The 21,136-nt window shown below is 72.5% G+C and carries 19 protein-coding genes, 3 tRNA genes and 1 pseudogene; 9 read left to right on the top strand and 14 right to left on the bottom strand.

Going from position 1 to position 21,136, the window contains the following annotated elements; all coding sequences use genetic code 11:
- Positions 1-38: 38 nt before the first annotated feature.
- From ACIGAN_RS23965 to ACIGAN_RS23980, 4 genes are all read right to left on the bottom strand, one after another.
- Positions 39-1,979 (bottom strand): kelch motif-containing protein, encoded by a 1,941-nt coding sequence (locus ACIGAN_RS23965; RefSeq protein ID WP_365738919.1) that lies wholly within the window; start codon positions 1,977-1,979, stop codon positions 39-41.
- Positions 1,976-3,976, bottom strand: coding sequence for a glycosyltransferase family 2 protein (locus ACIGAN_RS23970; protein ID WP_399860342.1), 2,001 nt, complete (start codon positions 3,974-3,976; stop codon positions 1,976-1,978). Before ACIGAN_RS23970 ends, ACIGAN_RS23965 begins: the two co-directional genes overlap by 4 nt.
- A 324-nt stretch (positions 3,977-4,300) precedes the next feature.
- Positions 4,301-5,014: a FadR/GntR family transcriptional regulator gene (locus tag ACIGAN_RS23975; RefSeq protein ID WP_365086203.1), complete on the bottom strand. Its 714-nt coding sequence runs from the start codon at positions 5,012-5,014 to the stop codon at positions 4,301-4,303.
- A 137-nt stretch (positions 5,015-5,151) separates the two neighbouring features.
- A tRNA-Lys gene (locus tag ACIGAN_RS23980) sits at positions 5,152-5,225 on the bottom strand.
- Positions 5,226-5,425: 200 nt separating this feature from the next.
- Between ACIGAN_RS23980 and ACIGAN_RS23985 the strand changes: the two genes are divergently transcribed.
- The 4 genes from ACIGAN_RS23985 to ACIGAN_RS24000 all read left to right on the top strand — a co-directional run bounded on the left by ACIGAN_RS23985 (position 5,426) and on the right by ACIGAN_RS24000 (position 9,333).
- Positions 5,426-6,733, top strand: a complete 1,308-nt coding sequence (locus ACIGAN_RS23985) for a peptidoglycan-binding protein (protein ID WP_399860346.1) — start codon at positions 5,426-5,428, stop codon at positions 6,731-6,733.
- A gap of 205 nt (positions 6,734-6,938) precedes the next feature.
- Positions 6,939-8,060 (top strand): SPFH domain-containing protein, encoded by a 1,122-nt coding sequence (locus ACIGAN_RS23990; protein ID WP_365086197.1) that lies wholly within the window; start codon positions 6,939-6,941, stop codon positions 8,058-8,060.
- A gap of 101 nt (positions 8,061-8,161) precedes the next feature.
- A complete protein-coding gene (locus tag ACIGAN_RS23995; RefSeq protein ID WP_365086194.1) occupies positions 8,162-8,767 on the top strand; it encodes a lytic polysaccharide monooxygenase auxiliary activity family 9 protein in 606 nt (201 codons plus the stop codon).
- Positions 8,768-8,865: 98 nt separating this feature from the next.
- The gene (locus ACIGAN_RS24000) at positions 8,866-9,333 is read left to right on the top strand and encodes a hypothetical protein (protein WP_365740536.1); all 468 of its coding nucleotides are present in this window, start codon (positions 8,866-8,868) and stop codon (positions 9,331-9,333) included.
- Positions 9,334-9,384: 51 nt separating this feature from the next.
- Here the strand turns inward: ACIGAN_RS24000 and ACIGAN_RS24005 are convergent.
- The 4 genes from ACIGAN_RS24005 to ACIGAN_RS24020 form a co-directional block, all read right to left on the bottom strand.
- A tRNA-Lys gene (locus ACIGAN_RS24005) sits at positions 9,385-9,461 on the bottom strand.
- A gap of 96 nt (positions 9,462-9,557) precedes the next feature.
- Entirely contained in the window at positions 9,558-10,316 is a 759-nt protein-coding gene (locus ACIGAN_RS24010) for an IclR family transcriptional regulator (RefSeq protein WP_365086188.1), read from the bottom strand.
- Positions 10,317-10,615: 299 nt separating this feature from the next.
- Positions 10,616-12,019 (bottom strand): amidase, encoded by a 1,404-nt coding sequence (locus ACIGAN_RS24015; RefSeq protein ID WP_399860350.1) that lies wholly within the window; start codon positions 12,017-12,019, stop codon positions 10,616-10,618.
- A 17-nt stretch (positions 12,020-12,036) separates the two neighbouring features.
- The gene (locus ACIGAN_RS24020; RefSeq protein ID WP_365740531.1) at positions 12,037-12,984 is read right to left on the bottom strand and encodes a D-2-hydroxyacid dehydrogenase; all 948 of its coding nucleotides are present in this window, start codon (positions 12,982-12,984) and stop codon (positions 12,037-12,039) included.
- Between the two features lie 316 nt (positions 12,985-13,300).
- Between ACIGAN_RS24020 and ACIGAN_RS24025 the strand changes: the two are divergent.
- Together ACIGAN_RS24025 and ACIGAN_RS24030 are read left to right on the top strand one after the other, a co-directional pair.
- Positions 13,301-13,476, top strand: a pseudogene (locus ACIGAN_RS24025) (decarboxylase); the annotation flags it as partial.
- Complete coding sequence (locus tag ACIGAN_RS24030) at positions 13,473-14,198, top strand: maleate cis-trans isomerase family protein (RefSeq protein ID WP_365740530.1); 726 nt, start codon at positions 13,473-13,475, stop codon at positions 14,196-14,198. The pseudogene ACIGAN_RS24025 and the gene ACIGAN_RS24030, both read left to right, overlap by 4 nt.
- Before the next feature lie 24 nt (positions 14,199-14,222).
- Here ACIGAN_RS24030 and ACIGAN_RS24035 read toward each other — a convergent pair whose 3' ends face one another.
- Together ACIGAN_RS24035 and ACIGAN_RS24040 are read right to left on the bottom strand one after the other, a co-directional pair.
- The gene (locus ACIGAN_RS24035; RefSeq protein ID WP_365740529.1) at positions 14,223-14,519 is read right to left on the bottom strand and encodes a hypothetical protein; all 297 of its coding nucleotides are present in this window, start codon (positions 14,517-14,519) and stop codon (positions 14,223-14,225) included.
- The gene (locus tag ACIGAN_RS24040) at positions 14,495-14,692 is read right to left on the bottom strand and encodes a hypothetical protein (RefSeq protein ID WP_399860354.1); all 198 of its coding nucleotides are present in this window, start codon (positions 14,690-14,692) and stop codon (positions 14,495-14,497) included. The genes ACIGAN_RS24035 and ACIGAN_RS24040 overlap by 25 nt, the downstream gene beginning before the upstream one ends.
- A 263-nt stretch (positions 14,693-14,955) precedes the next feature.
- Here ACIGAN_RS24040 and ACIGAN_RS24045 point away from each other — a divergent pair, with 263 nt between their 5' ends.
- Together ACIGAN_RS24045 and ACIGAN_RS24050 are read left to right on the top strand one after the other, a co-directional pair.
- The gene (locus ACIGAN_RS24045) at positions 14,956-15,225 is read left to right on the top strand and encodes a hypothetical protein (protein WP_399860357.1); all 270 of its coding nucleotides are present in this window, start codon (positions 14,956-14,958) and stop codon (positions 15,223-15,225) included.
- A 95-nt stretch (positions 15,226-15,320) separates the two neighbouring features.
- Positions 15,321-16,439, top strand: coding sequence for an LLM class flavin-dependent oxidoreductase (locus ACIGAN_RS24050; RefSeq protein WP_365740525.1), 1,119 nt, complete (start codon positions 15,321-15,323; stop codon positions 16,437-16,439).
- On the opposite strand, the gene ACIGAN_RS24055 is transcribed toward ACIGAN_RS24050, so the two are convergent.
- Positions 16,409-18,274 carry a putative bifunctional diguanylate cyclase/phosphodiesterase gene (locus tag ACIGAN_RS24055; protein ID WP_365086165.1) on the bottom strand — a complete coding sequence of 622 codons (1,866 nt, stop codon included), beginning with the start codon at positions 18,272-18,274 and terminating at the stop codon, positions 16,409-16,411. The two genes, ACIGAN_RS24050 and ACIGAN_RS24055, sit on opposite strands and share 31 nt — an antisense overlap.
- 250 nt (positions 18,275-18,524) lie before the next feature.
- On the opposite strand from ACIGAN_RS24055, the gene ACIGAN_RS24060 reads away from it, so the two are divergent.
- The gene (locus ACIGAN_RS24060) at positions 18,525-19,847 is read left to right on the top strand and encodes a M6 family metalloprotease domain-containing protein (protein ID WP_399860361.1); all 1,323 of its coding nucleotides are present in this window, start codon (positions 18,525-18,527) and stop codon (positions 19,845-19,847) included.
- A 68-nt stretch (positions 19,848-19,915) separates the two neighbouring features.
- Here ACIGAN_RS24060 and ACIGAN_RS24065 read toward each other — a convergent pair.
- From ACIGAN_RS24065 to ACIGAN_RS24075, 3 genes are all read right to left on the bottom strand, one after another.
- A tRNA-Lys gene (locus ACIGAN_RS24065) sits at positions 19,916-19,989 on the bottom strand.
- Positions 19,980-20,582 carry a bifunctional DNA primase/polymerase gene (locus ACIGAN_RS24070; protein WP_399860363.1) on the bottom strand — a complete coding sequence of 201 codons (603 nt, stop codon included), beginning with the start codon at positions 20,580-20,582 and terminating at the stop codon, positions 19,980-19,982. Before ACIGAN_RS24070 ends, ACIGAN_RS24065 begins: the two co-directional genes overlap by 10 nt.
- Before the next feature lie 123 nt (positions 20,583-20,705).
- Positions 20,706-21,074 (bottom strand): hypothetical protein, encoded by a 369-nt coding sequence (locus ACIGAN_RS24075; protein WP_365740521.1) that lies wholly within the window; start codon positions 21,072-21,074, stop codon positions 20,706-20,708.
- Positions 21,075-21,136 lie beyond the last annotated feature (62 nt).

A 21,136-nucleotide genomic window follows, 5' to 3' on the forward strand; every position in this document is an offset into this window, starting at 1 on the left:
CGCCCTCCGAGCCGGAGGGCGCCCCTTCAGCCGTTCGGCTACGGCACCTTGACCCACTGCGCCTTGCTGGGCGTGCCCTGGGCGTCCGTCACGAACAGCATGTACCAGCCCGCCTGGACCAGGTTGCGGTTCTTCGGCACGGTCACCGTCAGCTTGTCGCCGGACGCCTCGAAGTCCAGCGCGATGGAGCGCTGGTCGACGTCCGTGACGTGCGTGGCGGCGCTCGGCCGGATCAGCCGCACCTTGTCGACCCGCGACGCGTCCGCCGAGGTGAAGGTCCCCGTGCCGCCGCGCTCGATGGTCTGCGGCCCGCCCGACAGCGCGGGCCGGTCGGCGTCGCCGTAGAGGTAGGGCGGGGTGTAGATCTCGATGCGCTGCTCGAACTCGCCCGGCTTGGTGTTGGCCTTGTCGGCGTAGAGCGAGTCGGAGCCGAAGAACATCACGCGGCCGTCGGGCAGCAGGATCGAACCGGAGTGGTAGTTGCGGCCCACCAGGGGGTCGGCGACCCGCTTCAGCTCGTTCTTCGCCGTGTCGTACAGCCGCGCCTCGAAGATGTTGGAGTCGCCGCGGCCCCGGTAGTCCTCCGAGCCGCCGGAGATCAGCACGCTGTCGTCCGGCAGGATCGAGGCGTTCGGGTACCGGGTCCCCTTGTCCAAGGACGGGCCGTCCACGAAGCTCGGGTTCGGCTTCTTCAGATCGACGATCCGGGTCTTCTCGCTGGACTGCTGGGACTCGCCGACGCCACCGCCGCCGATCACCATGTACTTCTCGTCCTGCGCCGGCGGCAGCAGCACCGTGCCCGACGTCTCCATCAGCTTGGGGTCGCTCAGGCCGGGGATCTTGGTGAACTTGTTGGTGTCCACGTCCCACACGCCCGGGTCGCGGCCCACGTTGTCCGGCCCGTAGCCCGCGTTGGAGCCCGAGTAGAACACCTTGCCGTTCTGCATGAGGAACAGCGCCGGGTAGGTCGGGAACTGCCGGACCTTGTCCGTGTAGGTCCACTTCTTGGTCTTCGGGTCGAAGACCTCGTTCTTGCCGGGGACCAGCTGGCCGATGTCGTCGAGGCCGGAGACGCTGAGGATCTTCCCGTCGCTCAGGGTGGTGAGCGTCGGGTACCAGCGGGCCTCCTTCATCGGGTCGACCTTGATGTACTTCTCGGCGACCGGGTCGAACTCGAAGGCGTCCCGGATGCCCTGGAAGTCCTTCTTGTCCAGGGCGAGTTTCTGCGCGATGCCGTAGGTGTTCTTGGCGTCGGCGCCCTTCAGGCCGTGCACGCGGTAGTTGTCCTGCGTGCCGGTCTCGAACCTCTTGCCGCGCTTCTGCGCCTCGACGTAGATCCGGCCGAGGCCGGGGTCGTTGCGCAGGAACCTGCCGGTGGCCTTGTCGAAGACCTTCTTGGCGCGCGGCACCAGCACCGGGTCCTTGGAGACGAACGTCTTGCCGTTCTCCTTGCCCGTGAACTTCGTGCCGGCGGGCAGCGTGATCGGCTTGTCCGGGTTCTCGTTGTGGACGATCATCAGGCCGCCGGCCTTGGTGACGTCACCCTTGAGCTTCTCGTACCGCTTGGTGCCGCCCGCGATCAGCAGGTTGCCGTTGGCGAGCTGGGTGTGGCCGGTGCAGAACAGGTCGCTGGGCGTGGGCACCTTCTTGATCGTGCCCTTGACCGGGTCCCAGATCCGGGTGTCGAACTTCTTCGCGTCGAAGTTGTCCTGGTTGTTGCCCGACCCCGCGACGAGCAGCACCTTGCCGGTGCGCAGTAGCGCCGCGTGGATGGTGTTCTGCCGGTACTCCTCGGGAAACTCGATGATCTCCCACTTGCCGTTCGCGGCCTTGTACTCCGGCTTGTTGATCTTGTACTGGTGGTATTTCTCGGTGCTGAAGCGGTAGAGCCACGGCCCGTTCATCCCGGCCAGCGCGAGTACCACCGCCGTGCCGATCGCGAGTCGACGGGCCCGGCGGCGGCCTGCACGGTCGTTCATTCCTTACGTCCCCCAAGTCCACCAAGGGCGATCTGCATGGTCTGGTCGGTTCCCCCGACCTCCCCGTGTGCGCCCGGGGTCGCGGCCCACGTGGGCTTGTGCTGCGGGGCGTGCGGCGCGTGCTGCTGCGGGACGGGCAGCGGCTGCGTCCGGTGCGGGCCCGCGGAGTCCTGCGGCGGCTCCCCGGAGGGGGCGGCGGGCTTCTTGGCGTCCTGCTTCAGCTGCCAGCGCCAGGCGAAGATCGGCGTGGCCGTGATCAGCATGGCGAAGGTCGCCCAGATGATCATCGCGGGGTGCGAGTGGCCGAAGGCGAAACCGGCCGCGATCGAGCCGCCGAAGATCAGGATGAAGTACCAGTGGTAGCGGAACGTGCCGAACCAGCGGTCGGGGCTCGCGGAGTCGCCCTTGGGCGTGACCACGAACTTGCTCTTGCGGCGCAGCGCGGAGTCGATCAGCGCCTTGGCGTACAGCGGCGCCGACAGCGCCGACATCACCATGCCGGCCACACCGCCGGAGCCCTCCGGCTCGTGCGGCGAGACGTTGTGGCGGCGGTTCCAGACGTACAGCCCGATCTGCAGGGCGGAGGCGTTGCCGTAGAGCATCAGCCACACGGCCGGGTCGATGTTCACACCCGAGGCGCCCAGGCCCAGGAACAGGCAGCAGCTCAGCGCGGCCAGGATCCAGTTCAGGGCGGACATCGGGTAGAAGATGATCATCATCGTGTAGTTGAAGAGCTTGCTCGGCGGCAGCGAGTACCAGCCCTTCCAGTACTGCTTGAGGATCGTCTCGTACGTTCCCCGCGACCAGCGCATCTGCTGGGTGAAGAAGTCCGTCCAGGCGCTGGGGCCCTCACCGACGGCGAGCACGTCCGGGGTGTAGACCGAGCGCCACTTGTTGCCCGTCGCCGGGTTCTTGTGGCGGTGGATCTCGAAGCCGGTGGCCATGTCCTCGGTGATCGAGTCGTACAGGCCGCCGATCTGCTTGAGCGCCTTGATGCGCACCGCGTTGGACGTGCCGACGAACATCGGGGCGCCGTAGCGGTTGCCCGCGCGCTGGATCAGGGCGTGGAAGAGGAACTGCTGCGACTCGGCGGCCTTGGTGACGAACGAGTCGTAGTTGCCGTAGACCTGCGGGCCGATGACGAAGCCGACGTCCGGGTCGCGGAAGAAGCCGAGCATCCGCTCCAGGTAGTTGGGCAGCGGCACGTGGTCGGTGTCGACCGAGGCGAAGAAGTCGTAGTCGTCGCCGTGCGCCTCCAGCCAGGCGTTGTAGTTGCCGTGCTTGGTCTTGGCGCGGTGCGGGCCCTTGGCCTGGTTCCACTTCGCGACGCCCTTGCGGGAGAAGTGGTGCACGCCGAGGCGCTCGCAGACCGCCTTCACCTCGGGGTCGTCGCCCTCGTCCAGCAGCCAGACGTGCATCAGACCGCGGTGGCGGATCCTGACGGCCGCCTCCAGGGTCTTCGTCACCATCTCCAGCGGCTCCTTGCCGGGCACGAAGGAGGTGAGGAAGGCCACGCGGGTGCCGACCTCGGGCACCACCGGGATCGGGTCCCGGGCGACCAGCGTGGCGTGCGCGTTGGACAGCACGTTCATGCAGCGGAAGAACTCGATCAGGCCGATCGAGACGAGCATCACCATGTCGAGCGCCGGCAGCCAGTCGAAGGCCGGGTAGTCGCGCTCGGTCCAGTGCTCGGGCTGGAGCAGCCAGAACAGCAGCACCAGCGACAGCACCGGGGCCGCGGCCAGCATCAGGGCGACCCGGATGCGGTGCGGCTCCTGCGAGATGAGCGAGCGGTACTGCACCTTGTACGGCTTGCTCGGATCGGGCTGGGTGAGGGGACCCGCGAGCCGGCTGTAGTGCTCGTAGTCGTATCTCGGCAGCGTCTTCTTGATCCGCCGGAACGTCCCCGTGGTGCTCATCCGGTGAGACGGCACCCTCAGCTGGGTCGTCTGGGACGGGTCGTTTTCCTGCCGGGCACCCGTGGGCCTCGACGTCATGAGTCATCCCCCCACACGCGGACCACCGCGTGTTTCGTCGCTTCCTACCGTCTGCTGCGGTCCCCCTCGACCTTCACAGACGTATCAGTGGTGGGTCGCAGTCACCACGTCATCCACACCCTATAGACATGGCAATACGACCTTCCGGTTGCATGATGCCCCCCACGGCATCGCTTCATGAACGGGGCCCCTACCCCCGCGCAGTCCGCAACCGGTTCCGAATCCCCCCAACTGCCGCGAAACCGCAGCATCTTGAAAAACCAGAAAACCAGGGTTCTACGGCGATCATCATGATCGCAAGATGCGAAACGCGGTGTTTACCGGTCATACGCGTTCATTGTGGCGCGTGTGAGGACCCTGTGGAGCCGTTGTGGACAGGCGGGCGCGGATGTTGCCGAAATGCTCCCTTATGGCCTCCTCCGCCCGCATCGCGTCGCCCGACCGCACCGCGTCCAGGATCTCCCGGTGCTGCCGGCAGGTCACCTTCGGGTCCTGGGGCACGCCCCCCAGGTCCGTCCTGACCCGGTGGAAGGCGTCCCAGAACGCCTCCAGCACCTCGCTCAGCAGCACGTTGTCCAGCCCTCGGTAGAGGGTGGCGTGGAACGCGCGGTCGGTCTCGGCGAGGCCGGCTCCCTGCGCGGCCTGCTCTTCCATACGGTCGACGAGCGCGTCCAGTTCAACGAGGTCGTCCTGCGGTATCCGTCCCGCGAGCCGGGAGGCCAGGCCCGTCTCCACGGCCTCGCGCAGTTCGAGCAGCTGCAGCAGCGAGTCCTCGCCCCGGTAGTGCCCGGCGACCGTGCGGAAGGCGAGGCCCTCGATCATCGGGGCCAGGGACATCGGGCCGACGTAGGTGCCGAAGCCGTGCCGGATCTCGACGATGCCCATCGCCTGGAGCGCCTTCAGCGCCTCGCGGACCGAGTTCCGGCTCGCGCCGAGGTACTCCATCAGTTCGGGCTCGGTCGGCAGCGGGGCCCCGGAGGCCAGCCGGCGGTCGAGGATGAGCTTCTTGATCCGCTCCTGGAGGTCACGCGCTGCCATGGCCAGAGGGTATCCGGCCAAACGTGCGGTGGCCCCGGTTCCGGCCAGAGAAAAGTTCCGGCCAGGAGGAAACCGGGACGCGTGACTGTCCGGACATGCAGGAAGGCCCCTCGTCTCCGAGAGGCCCTCCTGGTCGGTGCGCCGCCAGGGACTCGAACCCCGGACCCGCTGATTAAGAGTCAGCTGCTCTAACCAACTGAGCTAGCGGCGCGCGCTGACGAGGTAACTCTACAGGACGCGCGGAGGTGCTCCGGACCACCCCGCCCGTCCCGCGGGGTCCCCCGGGAAGGGGGGCGCGTACATCATTCGGACCGTCAGCATGCGCGTGCGGAAGAGAGTTGCGAAACTGACGACGCGCGCCCGGACGTCCACGGGCACCGCATTTTCCGCCGGAAGTGTGAGGGGAATCGCATGGAGTCTCCGGTATTCGAGGAATTCGACCCCGCGAGCGACTGCGACTGCCCCGGCTGTGTCCACTGGCGCCGCGTCCTGCCGCATTCCCGGGCGGGCCGGGGGACCGCCCACCCGGCCGCCCACCGGGCCCTCGCCCTCGCGGCCGTGGCGTCCGCCGCACTCGGCGCGACACCCGCCGCACCGGCCGCGGCCGCCCCGTCGCACGCCCCCCACCGGCCGGGTGTTCCCACAGGTGAGGAGCGCGACACGCCCCAGGGGGACCGGGCGCCGCTGCACGGCCCGGCCGGCCGTCCGGCCCTGCCGCGCAAGCCCTCCGCCCTCACCCGCGCGGAGATCATCGACCGGGCGGAGACCTGGGTCGCCGCGAAGGTGTCGTACAGCATGACCGCCTACTGGTCCGACGGTTACCGGCAGGACTGCTCGGGTTATGTCTCGATGGCCTGGCGACTGCCCGGGAACGAATGGACGGGCAGCCTCGCCCAGTACGCGGATCCCATTTCCAAGGAGGAACTCCAGCCGGGCGACATTCTGCTGTTCCACAATGCGGCCGACCCCGAGAAAGGCTCGCACGTCACCATTTTCGGCGGCTGGACGGACGACACCCACCGCTCCTACCTGGCCTACGAGCAGACCCGCCCGCACACCCGCCGGCAGTCCACCCCGTATGCCTACTGGAGCGACTCCGACCGGTACGTCCCCTACCGGTACAAGGGCGTCACGGCACAGGAGCCGGCCCCGGAGCCGGACGGCGGCAAGCCGGGCGCCCCGGCGGCCACGCCGTTTCCGGGGGCGGCGTATTTCGGCCCCGGCGCGCACAACGCGTACGTGACGCGGCTCGGCCGCATGCTCGTCGCCCGCGGGGCCGGGGCCTCCTACACCTCGGGCCCGGGACCGCGCTGGACGGACGCGGACCGGCGGGCCACCCGGGCCTTCCAGCGGGCGCAGGGCTGGACGGGTGCCGACGCGGACGGGCTGCCCGGCCCGCGCACCTGGGAACTGCTGGTCACGGGCGCGGGCAGGGACGTCAAGGACGGTGCGGTGGGGCCGCCGCCGTCCTCCCACGGCGTCCCGGGCTACCCGGGGCGGGCGATGTTCCGGCCCGGCGCCGACAACGTCTACGTCACCCGGCTCGGCAGACAGCTGGTGCGCAAGGGGTTCGGCAGGTTCTACGCGGTCGGGCCGGGGCCGCGCTGGAGCGAGGCGGACCGGCGGGCCGTGGAGGCGTTCCAGCGCACCCAGGGCTGGCGGGGCGGCGCCGCCGACGGCTACCCGGGGCCGGAGACCTGGCGGCGGCTCTTCTCGTAGTCCGGCACGAGGGGCGTCGCCCCGCGCGGCGGGCCGGTCCGGCCCGTCTCGCACGCCGGCCGGACCGGCCGGCACCCGACCCGGCCGATCCGGCCGGATCCGACCCCCGGCCGGTCCGTGTGGCCCGTACCCGCCGCGTCCGGGCACGGATCCGGCGCCGGGGACCACCGTTGTGACGCATCTGGCGCGGAGGCTGGAGGCACGCGTGAGTACGACCACTTCCCACCCGTCCGAATCCGAGGGACCCGCCGGGGGGCCGGCCCGGCCCGCCCGGCTCATCCAGAACGAGGCCACCACCGAGATCCCCGTCCACCTGCTGTTCCGCGACGACCCCGACCCGGCCACGGTGGCGCTGCGGCCCGCGGTGGTCAGCCGCAGGCAGGGCACGGGCGAGCAGCCCCGGCCGCGGCGCGCGGCCACCGCGGCGCCGCGGCCCGTGCCGCAGGTCGACCCCGGCCTGGACGAACGGCCCGCGCGGGTGCTGCCCGGAGCGGCCGGCGTGCTGGCCGGGACGTGCGGGGCGGCCGGGTGTGCGGCCACCTCCTGGTGGGCCGGGCTGCTGCCGCCGCTCGTCGTGGAGGCGCTGCGGCTGCCCGCGCAGGCCGGGGCCGGGCTCGGCCCCGCGCAGTGGGCGGCGTACGCGGGGGCGGGCGCGCTCGGCCTGTTCGGCTTCGGCGGACTGGCCCGGGGCCGCACCGGCCGGGCCTGGGTGCTGGACCTGTTCGGCCGCTACCGCGGCACGGTCCGGCGCTCCGGACTGTTGTGGGTCAACCCGCTGCTGCTGCGCCGCCGGGTGGACGTACGGCTGCGGCACTGGCGCAGCGAGCCGCTGCCCGCCGCCGACGGGAGCGGGGTCGCGCTGCGGGTGGTGGTCCAGGTGGTGTGGCGGGTCCGGGACACCGCGCGGGCCATGCTGGGCGTCGAGGACCACGAGTCGTACCTGCGCGAGTGCGTGGAGGCGGCCCTGGCCCGGGTGCCGGTGGAGACGCCGGGCGGGGCGAAGGGGCCGGGCGACGCGGCGGCCGAGGCCCTGACCCGGCTGGTGGCGTCGGACGCCGCCCCGGTCGGCCTGGAGGTGTTCTCGGTGCAGCCGCTGCGCGTGGAGTACGCGCCCGAGGTGGCGGCCGCGATGCACCGCCGCCGGATCGCCGCCCTGGACGCCCGGCACCGGGCGAGCGTGCTCACCTCGGTCGTGGACTCGGTGGAGGACACGGTGACCCGGCTGACCATGCGCGGGCTGGTCGAACTGGACGACTACGAGCGCAAGGTGCTGGTGAAGGACCTGACGGTGGCGTTCTGCGCGGGCCGTGGGGAAACAGGTCCGTGATTGGTATGGACATGTTCAACTTGCGGTCATACTCTCAGACTTGGTCTAGACCTACCTGCACGCCTCAGTGAAACTCCCCCACGTTCTCCAGGAGCGGCAGCATGCGCACAAGGACCAAGTTGTCCGCACTCGCGGTGGGACTGGCCACGACCGGAGCCCTCGTACTCTCCTCCGGCGGTGCCAGCGGCCACGGCTACACCGACCTGCCCATCAGCCGGCAGAAGCTCTGTCAGAACGGCACGGTGACCAACTGCGGTTCCATCCAGTGGGAACCGCAGAGCGTCGAGGGGCCGAAGGGCTTCCCGGCCTCCGGACCGGCCGACGGGCAGATATGCAACGGCGGCGTCGGCCACTTCAGCCAGCTCAGCGCGCCCCGCACCCCGTCGGGCGCCGCATGGCCCGCCACCAAGGTGACGGGCGGCCAGGCCTACACGTTCCGCTGGCAGTTCACGGCCATGCACGCCACGACCGACTTCAAGTACTACATCACCAAGCCGGGCTGGAACCAGAACCACAACCTGTCCCGGTCCGACCTGAACCTCACGCCGTTCTTCACGGTGCCGTACAACGGGCAGCGGCCGCCGTCGACCCTCTCCCACACGGGCACGCTGCCGTCCGGGCTCAGCGGCCGGCATGTCATCGTCGCGGTGTGGACGATCGCCGACACGGCCAACGCGTTCTACGCCTGCTCGGACGTCACCTTCTGAACCTCTGAGGTTCCCTTGAGTCACCGCCGCGGCCGGCGTGGGTAGGTTCCTCCCGCACCGGCCGCTCGGGGCCGGCGCGCCGACCCCGGGGGTGCGCGATGGACGTGATCCGCTACGTCGTGCCCGGCCTGCTCATGGCTCTGGCCGGCTGGATGGCCCTTCGCCTGGTGCGGTGCTGGTGGCGGATCCGCGGCGCCTGGGACAGCGGACTGACGGCCGAGGCGCGGTACCTCGGGGCGCACCCGGCCGGGCGGGGCGGACTCCGTCACGTGTACGAGTTCATCACGCACGACGGCCGGGTCATCCGCTTCGAGGAGGACGGCGGCCCGTCCGCGACGGCCGTGGGCGATTACGTCACGGTCCACTACACCGGCGGCCGCAGGGTCGTGGCCACGGCCCTGGCGCCGAGCCGCGCGAGGCGGACGATGACCGCCGTCGGCCCGCTCGCGTTCCTCGGCGTGGTCGCGCTGTGCTGCGCCGGCTTCCTCACCGCGTACGGCCAGGCCACGGGCCCGTACGGCGACCTCGTCTCCGGCGTCGACCGGGGGACGTCCGTGGCGCCCTGACCTCCCGGACACGCCGATGGGCCCCTCGCTCCCACGAGAGGCCCATCGTCATGGTGCGCCGCCAGGGACTCGAACCCCGGACCCGCTGATTAAGAGTCAGCTGCTCTAACCAACTGAGCTAGCGGCGCATGACTCCCGCCAGCCGCTGGAACGGTGTTCCGCGGCGGGCGACGGAGAAAATACTACCTGGTCCGCAGGGGTGCTCCGGACCACCCGGCCAGGCCCTAGATCGCCATGGACAGCAGGACCGGCGCGGCGTTGCGGTTGAGGGTGTCCGCGGCCTGGCGCAGCCGGTGGGCGTGCTCGACGGGCAGGGACAGGGCCAGGCAGCCGACGGAGGAGCCGGCGGTGATGGGGACGGCCGCGCAGACCGTGCCGACCGCGTACTCCTGCAGGTCCAGCACCGGCACGGTCGGCGGCTGGGCCTCCAGGCGGGACAGCAGCAGCCGGTCGCTGGTGATGGTCCGCGAGGTGAGGCGGGCCATCTTGTGCCGGGCGAGGTGGTCGCGGCGGCCCGCGTGGTCGAGCTGGGTGAGCAGGCTCTTGCCGATGGCGGTGGCGTGGGCCGAGGAGCGGAAGTCGACCCACTCGTTGACCTTGGGGGTGGCCGGGCTGTCGGCGTACTGGGTGACGCTGATCTCGCCGTCGACGTAGCGGCTCATGTAGACGGCGGCGCCGACCGAGTCGCGCAGCCGGTCCAGGGTCTGCTGGAGTTTGTCGCGCAGGGCCTGCTCGCGCCGGCGGGCGGAGGCGAGGCGGGCCAGGGTCTCGCCGGTGACGTACGCGCCGTCGGCGATCTGCTCGACGTAGCCCTCGCGGCGCAGCATGCGCAGGAGCGTGGTCAGTCGCTCCCGGCCGATGCCGGTGTGCCGGGCGAGTTCGGCGTCGGTGACGCCGGAACTGTTTCGCGCCACCGTCTCCAGGACGCGCAGGGCTTCCTGGGCCGAGTGGTATGGGGTGGTCGGCTCGTGCTTCAGCGCCACGGTGGTCTCCCCCTGCGCTTGCTGTAGGGCCGTGATCCGGTCAGTGAACCGTGTCCAGGTTAACCGGCAAAGCCGCCGCGGGGAGCGGGGGTTGACAAGATTCCCGGGCACCCGAACTGGGGCAATGACACACTGGCATATGCCAAGCGCATGCCCCATCCGGGTGGTCCCGCGTTCTCCCTGCTCACGGGCGGTAGTCGGAGCACTGCGCTGAGGAATCCCGGGTGCGGTACTCGAACGCCAGAACCCGGTCGGAGATGTCCCGGGCGGTGCCGGGCGGTCCTGGGCGGTGCCGGGCTTCAGGAGGGCGTGGGCGGGCCGCCCGGCGCGACTTTCGCCTCGTACAGCGCGTGGGCCGCCCGCAGCACCAGATCGTCCCGGTGCCGGGCGGCCACGAGCTGCAGACCGACCGGCAGCCCGTCCCCGTCGAAACCGACCGGCACGCTCGCGGCGGGCTGCTGCGTCATGTTGAACGGGTACGTGAAGGGCGTCCAGCCCGTCCAGCGCCGGTGACCCGATCCCTTCGGCACCTCGGCGCCCGCCTCGAACGCCGTGATCGGCACAGTCGGCGTGACGAGCAGGTCGTAGGCGTCGTGGAGGCGGCCCATGCGGCGGCCCAGGTCCATGCGGACGTCCACCGCGGCCAGATAGTCCAGCGCCGAACACCGGGCGCCCCGCGCGCGGATCTCCCGCAGGCCCGGGTCGAGCAGCTCCCGCTGGTGCGGGGCGAGGCGCTGGGTGACCCGCGCGGCCCCGCTGAACCACAGCGTGTGGAAGGCCGCCACCGGGTCGGTGACATCCGGGTCGGTCTCCGTGACGTACGCGCCGAGCCCGGCCAGCCGCTCCACCGCCCGCCGCACCACCGCGGCCACCGCGGGCCGCACCGCCACCTGCCCGCCCAGCGACGGCGAGTACGCCACCCGCAGCCCGCGCACCCCGCCCGCCAGCCCCGCCGCGTACGACCCGGGCGGCGGGGCGAGCGCCGACCAGTCGCGCGAGTCCGGCTGCCCGATGACGTCCAGCAGCAGGGCCGCGTCCGCCGCGTCCCGGGTCATCGGGCCGACGTGCGCCAGCGTGCCGAAGGCGCTCGCCGGGTACAGCGGCACCCGTCCGTAGGTCGGTTTCAGCGCGAAGATCCCGCAGAACGAGGCCGGGATGCGGAGGCTGCCGCCGCCGTCCGTGCCCAGCGACAGCGGCCCCGCGCCGAGCGCCACGGCCGCCGCGCTGCCGCCGCTCGAACCGCCCGCCGTGCGCGCGGGGTCGTACGGGTTGCGGGTCACACCGCTCAGCGGCGAGTCCGTCACGCCCTTCCAGCCGTACTCGGGCGTCGTCGTCTTGCCGAGGAACACCGCCCCGTGCTCGCGCAGCCGGGCCACGGACGGGGCGTCCTCGTCCCAGCGGCCCGCCGGATCGACGGCCCTGGAGCCGCGCAGGGTCGGCGCCCCGCGCAGCAGCAGGATGTCCTTCACCGTGACGGGCACCCCGTCCAGCAGCCCGCGTGGCTCACCGCGCCGCCAGCGCTCCTCGGACTCCCGGGCCCGCTCCAGCGCGTCCTCGGCGGTCAGCCGGACGAAGGCGTTCACCTCCGGCTGGATCGCCTCGGCCCGCCGCAGCGCCGCCCTGGCCACCTGTACGGGACCGAACTCGCCGGTGCGGTACCCGTCGAGCAGTCGTACGGCCGTCAGCTCGGTGAGTTCGGTCATCCGCCCTCCCAGGAACGTCAGTGTCCGGGTACGTACCCACGCTGTTTGTCGACCACGTTCCGCAACGGCTCGCCGGACGCCCAGAGTTCGTACAACTCCACGAACTGGGCGCCGAGTTCGTCGCGCCGGCCGACGGTGTCGCCGCTCATGTGCGGGGACACGATCAGGCCCTCGGCCCGCCACAACGGGCTGTCCGCGGGCAGGGGCTCGGTCTCGAAGACGTCCAGGGCCGCGCCCGCGATCCAGCGCTTGCGCAGGGCCTCGGCGAGGGCGTCCTCGACGACGAGCGGGCCGCGGCCGATGTTGACGAACCGGGCGGACGGCTGCATCACGCCGAAGCGGCGGGCGTCGAACATGCCGCGCGTCCGCTCGGTGAGCGGCGCGGCGGCGATCACCCAGTCGGCGCGCGACAGCAGCCGGTCCAGGTCCTCCGGGCCGTGCACGCCCGAGCTCGCGGCCCGCCCGACCAGCGCGGTCGTGACGTCCAGCGCCTTCAGCGTGCGCGCGATCGCCCGGCCGATCGGCCCGGACCCGACCACGACGGCCCGGCTCCCGGCGACCCCGCGCGACTCGCGGTGCCGCCAGGTCCGCTCCCGCTGCAGCTCCAGTGTGCGCGGCAGGTCCTTGGCCATGGCCAGGACGAGCGCGGCGACGTACTCGGCGATCGGCCGGTCGAAGATGCCGCGGGCGTTGGTCACGACCGTGTCGGAGGCGGCGAGTTCCGGGCACATCAGGTGGTCCACCCCGGCGCTCGCGGTGTGCACCCAGCGGGGGCGCGGTCCCGCGCCCGGCCAGGCGTCCCGGACGGCGCGCGAGGTGAAGTCCCACACCAGGAGCACATCCGCGCGCGGGAGGCACTCCGCGAGCCCCGCCGCGTCGGTGTGTTCGACGCGCGCGCGGCCGGTGAGGCGGCCGAGGCGGGGGAGGGGGTCGGCGTCCAGGACGAGCAGGGTGGGGGTGGGCATGAGCAGCCGTTCCTCCAGCCGTTCGGCGGTGCCGGGAGCCGCACGGGGCCGCCGGCGACGACGAGGTGACCCGGTGATGACGCACGGGCGATCCGGGCGGAACGACCACGCTCGCACCCGAACCCACCGGCGTCAACAAGGCGTTCTCACGCTCCGTCGCCTGTGCGTCGCCCAGCGTGAGGCCCGTGCCCCGCCCTGGACGCCCCTCTTCCCGGCGGGCCCGGCCCGCAGCCGGGGCCGGCGTCGCCGCCCCCTTCGACGTCGAGACCCGCGCCTGTACGGCGGGCGGTTCCGTCGGCGGCGGGAGGTGCGAGCGGTGATCTCGGCCGACCACGTGACGATGTGGGCGGCGCCGCACCGACGGGGTACCCGTGCGGTGGGACCGTACCGAGCGCTGATCGATCCGGCGGCGCGCTGCGGTCCCGCACCGCCGGGGCGGACCCCGGCCCCGTAGTACCGGAAGAAGAGCAGCGGCAGGAAGGCTGGACATGACAGCACTGGGATTCCTCTACCCGGGCCACTCCGCCGAGGACGACTATCCCCGCATCGAGCAGTTGCTGGGCAGCGACATCCGGGTGGACCTGGTGCACACCGAGATCGGTGAGGACGCGCACCGGGTGGAAGCGCTGCTGGAGACGGGCTCCGCCGGACGGCTGGCGACGCGGGTGCAGGAACTGCGGCACGCCGGCGCGGAGGCGGTCGTCTGGGCCGGCGGCAGTTTCGTGCACGGCTGGGACGGCGCCCAGGAGCAGGTCCGCACCCTCGCCGTGGCGGCCGGCATGCCCGCCTCCTCGACCTCCTTCGCCTTCGTGCACGCGGTGCGGGAACTGGGCGTGCGGCGGGTCGCCATCGGCGCGACGTACCCGGAGGAGGTGGCGCAGCTCTTCGCGCAGTTCCTGCGCTCGGACGGCGTCGACATCGTGTCGGTCACCAGCTCGGGCGCCCGCACGGCGGCCGAGGTGGGCGCGTGGGGCGAGCCGGAACTGTTCGCCCTGGCCCGCGACTCCGACCACCCCGACGCCGAGGCGCTCCTCCTGCCCGACACGGCCCTGCACACGGCGGCGCACATCCCGGCCCTGGAGAAGGAGCTGGGCAAGCCGGTCCTGACCGCCAACCAGGTCACGGTCTGGGAGGCCCTGCGGCTGGCCGACCGCCGGGTCAACGCACCCGAGCTGGGCGCGCTGTTCACGCGGGAGCCGATCGTGCAGGCGTGAGTCCTGCCCGGCGGTGGGGCGGCCTCATGTCCTCCGCTCGGGCGGCGGGGGCGGGGGATACGGCGGTGGCGGCGGCGGGACGGGAGGCCGCCCCCGGCGCCGCCGGAGCAGGACGGAGGGGAAGGCGAAGCCGACGACCGCACCCGCGGCGCCCCCGACCGCCGAGCCCAGGAGGAAGTCCCAGCCGACGCCGGAGTCGAGCACCTGCTGCGGCCCGGCGACCACGGCCCCGAAGACGCCCGCCGCCCCGGCACCGCGCCGGCGCTCCCGCAGACCGGTCCCGCGCCGCCGCCCGCTCATCCGCCCCTCGCGCGGCGCCACCGCAGCACCCCCAGCACGGCGCAGGCGAGAAGGGCCAGGGTGAAGGCCGCGGAAGCCGCGAGCCGGACCGCCGTCCACACCGCCCCGCCCGGGTCCCCGACGGCCTCGACGAGATTCAGGCCCACGGCGACCGTGAACGTCACCCGCAGCCACTTCACCGCACGCCGCGTCATGAAGTCCAAGGCGTCCTCCCGGAGTCGACCGGAGGGGCCGGTGCCCGCGAACGGGCCTGCCATGCGGGCCGGAATCGGTCCTACCGCTTATTCGGGGCAAACCGGTTCATATGCGCTCCCGTACCCCGCCCGGAAGCTGAGGAATGCTCAACTCCGCCTTCTCGCACGGCTCTTGAGTTGACCGAAAGCGCGTTCCCCTTCCGGCGTCCCGCGCATGCACACTGGCCACGTCCGCAGCCAGTCGTGCCGTGAAGGATGCCCCGATGGCCGCACCGGGCCCGTTCAGATCCCCCACGAGCGCCGTCCGGCTCGCCGCACGCCTGCTGTGCTGGAGCCTGGCCGCGGCCATGGCCGGCGCCGCCGTGGACGTCCTCGGGCGGCCGCGCGCCGGCTGGTGGAACGCCGTATGGCCCCTGCCGTGGTGGACCTTCGCCGCGGCCGCCCTCGCCTGGACCGTCCTGCGGGCCCGCGAGAAGAGCGGCCCCCCGCCCCCGCCCGGCAGTGCGCGCGAGGACTGGGAGCAGGCCGCCTGACCGCCCCGGGGCGCCGGGGTCCGGGAATAAACGGAGACAGTCCCCTGTTGTGGCCGGGACGACAGCACACGGCCCACAGCAGGAGGCACCCCACCGTGGCGGCAGACGACACACGCGGCGCGGCAGACGAGATTCGCGGCACGGCGCAGGGCAGCGCCCCCGTCCCCCTCTCCGTACTGGACCTGGTCACCGTGGGGGCCGGCCGCACCGCCACCGACGCGCTGCGCACCAGCGTCGAGCTGGCCCGTCTCGCGGAGCGGCGCGGCTTCCACCGCTACTGGGTCGCCGAGCACCACTCCATGCCCGGCGTGGCCTCCTCGTCCCCGGCCGTGATCCTCGCCCACCTGGCCGCCCACACCGAGCGCATCCGCCTCGGCTCGGGCGGCGTCATGCTGCCCAACCACGCCCCGCTGGTGATCGCCGAGCAGTTCGGGACGCTGGAGGCCATGGCCCCGGGCCGGATCGACCTCGGCCTCGGCCGCGCGCCCGGCACCGACGGCGCCACCGCCGCCGCCCTGCGCCGCACCGACCGGCTGAACGAGGGAGCCGACGACTTCCCCCTCCAGCTCGCCGAGCTGACCCGGTTCCTCGACGACGACTTCCCCGACGGCCACCGCTACCGCCGCATCCACGCCGTCCCTGGCCCGGTGCAAGCCACCTCCCCCGGCGGCGTGCAGTCCCCGCACCGCCCGCCGATCTGGCTGCTCGGCTCCTCCGGCTTCAGCGCCCGCCTGGCCGGGTCGCTCGGCCTGCCGTTCGCCTTCGCCCACCACTTCTCGGCGCAGAACACCCTCCCGGCCCTGGACCTGTACCGCGAGTCCTTCCAGCCGTCCGCCGTGCTCGACCGGCCGTACGCCCTGATCGGCGTCTCCGCGCTCGCCGCCGACGAGGAGAAGGAGGCCCGCCGCCAGGTGCTGGCCGCGGCCCTGAGCATGGTCCGGCTGCGCACCGGCCGCCCCGGCCTCGTGCCCACCCCGGAGGAGGCGGAGGCCTACGCGTTCAGCCCCATGGAACGCGACTTCGTCGACTCCTGGAACGCCAACGTCATCCACGGCACCCCGGACGAGGTCCGCTCCGGCCTGGACGACCTGGCCAAGCGCACCGGCGCCGACGAGCTGATGATCACGGCCAACGCGCACGGCGGCGACGTGCGCGTCCGCAGCTACGAACTCATCGCCGACGCCTACGGATTGGCGACGCCCGCCTCCGCCTGAACGTCCGGCGTGCCGAGCAGCTCGGAGATGCGGTCCGGCGACACCGGGCGGGAGTACAGCCAGCCCTGTCCGGTGTCGCAGCCGATGCGCCGCAGCCGGGTCGCCTGCGCCGAGGTCTCCACGCACTCGGCCGTGACGGTCAGCCCGAGCCGGTGCGCGAGCTGGATCATCGCCTCGACGACGACCTCGTCGGCCGGGTTCGCCCGGGTCGCCGCGTCCCGGTCGTCGTACTGGAAGCCGCGCACGAAGGACCCGTCGAGCTTGAGCGCCGACACCGGCAGCCGGCTCAGGTACGCCAGGTTCGAGTAGCCCGTGCCGAAGTCGTCGATGGCGATGCGCACCCCCATGTCGCTGAGCGCCTTCAGCGTCTGCAGCGGACGGCCCGCCGAGCCCATCACCGCGGACTCGGTCAGCTCCAGCTGGAGCAGGTGCGGCGCGAGCCCCGTCTCGGCCAGGGTCTGCGCCACGTCCGCCACCAGGTCGGAGTCCCAGATCTGCCGCACCGCCACGTTCACGCTGACGAAGATCGGCGGCTCGTCGGGGTGGTCCACCTGCCAGCGGCGGGCCTGCTCGCAGGCGGTGCGCAGCACCCAGCGGCCCAGCGGGACGATCGAGCCGTCCTCCTCCGCGAGTCCGATGAACCGATTCGGCGTCAGTACACCGAACTGGGGATGATGCCAGCGGACGAGCGCCTCGACCCCGTGCAGCCGGTCGTCCTCCATGCCGACCAGCGGCTGGTACTCCAGCCGGAACTCGTCCCGGTCGATGGCCGGCCGGAGCGTGGAGGCGAGGGCCTGGCGGGTCATGCGGTGGGCGTTGCGCTCCGGGTCGAACAGGGTCCAGCGGGCCTTTCCGTCGGCCTTCGCCCAGTAGAGCGTCGTGTCGGCGGCCTGCATCAGGGCCGTGGGGGTCGTGCCGGCCGCGTGCCGCTCGACCACCCCGATGGACGCCGACACCGACAGCCGCCGCCCGGAGAGGTCGAACGGGTCCTGCACGGCCCGCAGGACCGCTTCGGCCAGTTCGGCCAGTTGTTCGGTGCCCGTGGAGTCCTCGACGAGGAGCGCGAACTCGTCCCCGCCGAGCCGGGCCACCAGCGGGACACTGGCGCGCGACCGGCCGGCCTCGTCCGCGCAGCGCGTGAGCCGCTCGGCGACGGCGGCCAGCAGCCGGTCGCCCACGCGGTGGCCGAGGGTGTCGTTGATGGCCTTGAAGCCGTCCAGGTCCAGGTAGCACAGCCCGATCCGGCCCGTGCCGCTCTGCTCGTACGACTCCGCCTCCAGCGCGGCCGACAGCCGTTCGAAGAACAGGGTGCGGTTGGGCAGCCGGGTCACCGGGTCGTGCATCTGCAAGTGCCGCAGCCGGGCCTGCAGTTCCCGGCGGGCACTGACGTCGGCGACGGTCAGCAGCACGGCCCGGTCCTCCTCGGGCAGCGGCGCGACCGTCACCTGCACCCACAGCGAGTGCCCGTCGGGGTGCTTCAGGCGGCGGGTGCAGCGCAACCGGGACTGCCGGCCGCCCAGCACCTCGCGGTAGGCGTGCAGGCTGCGGGTGTCGGAGGCGAGGTCCACGAGGTCGGCGGCGACCGACCCGGCCAGCTCGTCCGGGGCGTGGCCGAGCAGCGCGGCGAGCGCGTCGTTGGCGCTCACGACCAGGCCCTCGCGGTCGACCACGGCCATGGCGAGGGGGGCGGCCGCGAAGACGGCACGGTAGGGCGGCCGTGACAGGGGCCCGGTACGGGGAGACGTGTCGATCTCACTCTCTGTGACGACCGGCCGGTCGAGGTCTGCCGCGGGCGCCGGCCCTTCGGAGGTTCCGCTCACCGCTCGCTCCCGCATGTATTCGATCTCTGTCCGTGCAGGAAAGGTCAGGAAAGTGTGCCGATCATAGAGGCTGGCACCAGGGCCTTCCAGCCGGTGTCCAGTCTCCCCGACCAATCGGCCCTTCTGCCAGATCGTTTCTGCTCGCACCTGGACGGCTTCTTCAAGCCCCCGACCAGTTGTGACGTTCCGTGAGTGCTTCGGGGGTGTCGGCGCCCGCATTCTTTCGAGCCCTTCACCCATGTGGTGCAGATAAACAGCGCGAAATATGACAAATGACCACAGGCTGGGTGCGGTGTCCCGCGAACCGTACCCGGAGGTACCCGTGCCGCGTCCGTTTCCGCGCGCCCGACTGCGCAGTACCGCGGCCGTGTTCACCACCATGTCGGCCCTCGCCGCGACCTCCCTCGGCACCGGCCCCTCGGCCGCCGAGACCGACTCCGCCGCGCCCTGTGCCCTGACGCGCACCGACGCGCACCACTCGGAGGGCCTGGACACCTGGAACGCGGCCTATCCGCGCCCGGCCCGGGCCCTGGACGCGGTGATGGTCTTCCTGTCGTTCCCGGACGCCCATCCGCTGACCACGCCGCAGGAGCTGACCGCCGACCACTTCCCGGCGACCACGCGCTTCTTCGAACGGGCTTCCTACGGCCGGTTCACCCTGCGCCCGCACCCGCTGCGGCACTGGATCCGGATGCCGCAGCCCTCCACGGCCTACGCCATACAGCGCGACTGGAGCCCCGAGCACCGCTCCGCCTACCTGCGCGACGCGCTCTCCGTCGCCGACCCGCAGGTCGACTTCTCGCGCTACGACGTCGTGTACTTCGTGGCCGACCCGGACGCGCCCGGCGTGGACTCCGACGCGACCAAGGTGGTGAACCTGACGAGCCCGCTGCGGGCCGACGGCACCGACCTGCGCCGGATCGTCACGGTGTTCGAACAGCATCCGCCGGACCGGCTGGTGCTCGCCCATGAGACCGGCCATGTGTTCGACCTGCCCGATCTGTACCACCGCCCCGCCGACGGCAAGGGCGACTGGGACACCCACGTCGGCGACTGGGACCTGATGGGCAGCCAGTTCGGGCTCGCCCCGGATCTGTTCGGCTGGCACAAGTGGAAGCTGGGCTGGCTGGACTCGCGGCAGGTGCGGTGCGTCCAGGACGCCGGGCCCGCCCGGCTGACCCTGGAGCCGCTGGCGGCGGGGCCGGGCGTGCCGGTGGAGGGTGCCGCCGGGTCGCCGGCGTTCGGGCTCGGGCGGGGCACCAAGCTCGCGGTGGTGCGCACGGGGCGGGACAGCGTGCTCGCCTTCGAGGCGCGCGGACCGGCGGGCAACGACGCCGCCGCGTGCCGGCAGGGCGTGCTGGTGTACCGGGTGCGGGGCGGGGCGCAGTCCGGGGGCGGGCCGATCGAGGTGATCGACGCCCACCCGCGCACGGAGGCCTGCTGGGAGGACTCGGTCTACCCGCCGCTCGCGGACGCCCCGATCGCGCTCGGCGAGAGCTTCACGGTGCCGGGGGAGGGCGTACGCGTCGAGGTGGAGGGGCGGACGGCCTCGGGGGCGTGGATCGTGAAGATCGGAGTGGGCCACTGAGGCCGGGCGGCCGTCGTCCCGCGGCACGCGAAAGGCCCCTCGCTCTCGCGAGGGGCCTTCCACTGTCGTGCGCCGCCAGGGACTCGAACCCCGGACCCGCTGATTAAGAGTCAGCTGCTCTAACCAACTGAGCTAGCGGCGCCTGCTGACGTCGTAGACCTTAGCACCCTGGTCGGCGGGAGAAAAAATCGAAATCCGCACCGCGGACCGGGCCGCCCGCACCGCCGCCCACAGCAGGACCTCGGGGCCCGGGAGCCAGGGCTGCCGGGTGTCGGGGGCGACGAGCCAGCGGGAGCGGGAGAGGCCTCCCGCGGGGGCGGGGACGGTCACCGCGTCGCCGGTGCCGTGGCACAGCAGCGGCGGCACGGCGTCCGTGCGGCAGCCCTCCCGGGCGCCCGCGGCGTCCGCCTCCCGGCCGTGCGCGCCCCATTCCTCCCACTCCAGCAGCGCCGGCAGCCGCTGGGCCGTGCCGGGCGCGGCGAACAGCAGCATCCTGCCGCGGTACTCCGCCACCGGGCCCGAGCCGGGCCCGTCGTCCCACAGCCGGTCGAGCATCCGCCGGCCGAACATCGCGGGCGCGCTCACCACGTCGAAGACCGCCCCGCAGGGCAGCACGACCGGTGCGTCCGGCCGCTCCTCCCAGAAGGCGAGCGTGCTTCGCGGATACGTTCCTGCCGAGGCGAGCCAGGCGGCTCCGTCCGGGGTGACGCGGGAGGCGTTCCATGCGCTGCTCATGCCTCCAGGTGTACCGGGCGTGAACGCGCGGTTCCCGAGGGTTGCGCGAAACCGGGACAGGAACGGGTGGGCGGGGGTATCTTGCCCGCCTGGCATATGCCGGGTGAGCGGGCGGCGTCCGGTCTAGACCGGGTCGCCGGGGCCCCGGCCCTCGGCCTCGCCCCGCATCAGGTCCCGTCCGAACTCGACCATCTTCTTGGCGTAGTCCTCGGTCCACTCGGCCCGCTCGGCGATGTCCGCCGCCGTCAGCCGGTCGAACCGGCGCGGATCGGCCAGCTGCGCCGCCGCCATCGCCTGGAACTCCACCGCCCGGTCCGCCGCCGCCCGGAAGGCCAGCGTCAGCTCCGTGGCCCGGGCCAGCAGGGCGCGGGGGTCGTCGATCGACTCGAGGTCGAAGAAGTGCTCAGGGTCCGAGGCCGCCTCCGCGGGCTCGAAGAGCAGGGGCGCGGGGCGTAGCCGCGGTTCGTTCCGACGCGGCGTGGGCTCCGCCATGTCTTCTCCTCCTCGTACGTCGCGCTGACCCGCCGGGTGGAACGGGCCACCGTCCATTGTCT

The organism is Streptomyces sp. NPDC085931, assembly GCF_044540565.1.
Classification (GTDB): domain Bacteria; phylum Actinomycetota; class Actinomycetes; order Streptomycetales; family Streptomycetaceae; genus Streptomyces.

Coding starts and splice junctions, on each gene's coding strand:
- ACIGAN_RS23965 (WP_365738919.1), bottom strand. CDS start 1,979: ATGAACGACCGTGCAGGCCGCCGCCGGGCCCGTCGACTCGCGATCGGC.
- ACIGAN_RS24060 (WP_399860361.1), top strand. CDS start 18,525: ATGACAAATGACCACAGGCTGGGTGCGGTGTCCCGCGAACCGTACCCG.
- ACIGAN_RS24020 (WP_365740531.1), bottom strand. CDS start 12,984: ATGCCCACCCCCACCCTGCTCGTCCTGGACGCCGACCCCCTCCCCCGC.
- ACIGAN_RS24040 (WP_399860354.1), bottom strand. CDS start 14,692: ATGACGCGGCGTGCGGTGAAGTGGCTGCGGGTGACGTTCACGGTCGCC.
- ACIGAN_RS24030 (WP_365740530.1), top strand. CDS start 13,473: ATGACAGCACTGGGATTCCTCTACCCGGGCCACTCCGCCGAGGACGAC.
- ACIGAN_RS23995 (WP_365086194.1), top strand. CDS start 8,162: ATGCGCACAAGGACCAAGTTGTCCGCACTCGCGGTGGGACTGGCCACG.
- ACIGAN_RS23985 (WP_399860346.1), top strand. CDS start 5,426: ATGGAGTCTCCGGTATTCGAGGAATTCGACCCCGCGAGCGACTGCGAC.
- ACIGAN_RS24045 (WP_399860357.1), top strand. CDS start 14,956: ATGGCCGCACCGGGCCCGTTCAGATCCCCCACGAGCGCCGTCCGGCTC.
- ACIGAN_RS24015 (WP_399860350.1), bottom strand. CDS start 12,019: ATGACCGAACTCACCGAGCTGACGGCCGTACGACTGCTCGACGGGTAC.
- ACIGAN_RS23975 (WP_365086203.1), bottom strand. CDS start 5,014: ATGGCAGCGCGTGACCTCCAGGAGCGGATCAAGAAGCTCATCCTCGAC.
- ACIGAN_RS24070 (WP_399860363.1), bottom strand. CDS start 20,582: ATGAGCAGCGCATGGAACGCCTCCCGCGTCACCCCGGACGGAGCCGCC.
- ACIGAN_RS23970 (WP_399860342.1), bottom strand. CDS start 3,976: ATGACGTCGAGGCCCACGGGTGCCCGGCAGGAAAACGACCCGTCCCAG.
- ACIGAN_RS24055 (WP_365086165.1), bottom strand. CDS start 18,274: ATGCGGGAGCGAGCGGTGAGCGGAACCTCCGAAGGGCCGGCGCCCGCG.
- ACIGAN_RS24000 (WP_365740536.1), top strand. CDS start 8,866: ATGGACGTGATCCGCTACGTCGTGCCCGGCCTGCTCATGGCTCTGGCC.
- ACIGAN_RS24075 (WP_365740521.1), bottom strand. CDS start 21,074: ATGGCGGAGCCCACGCCGCGTCGGAACGAACCGCGGCTACGCCCCGCG.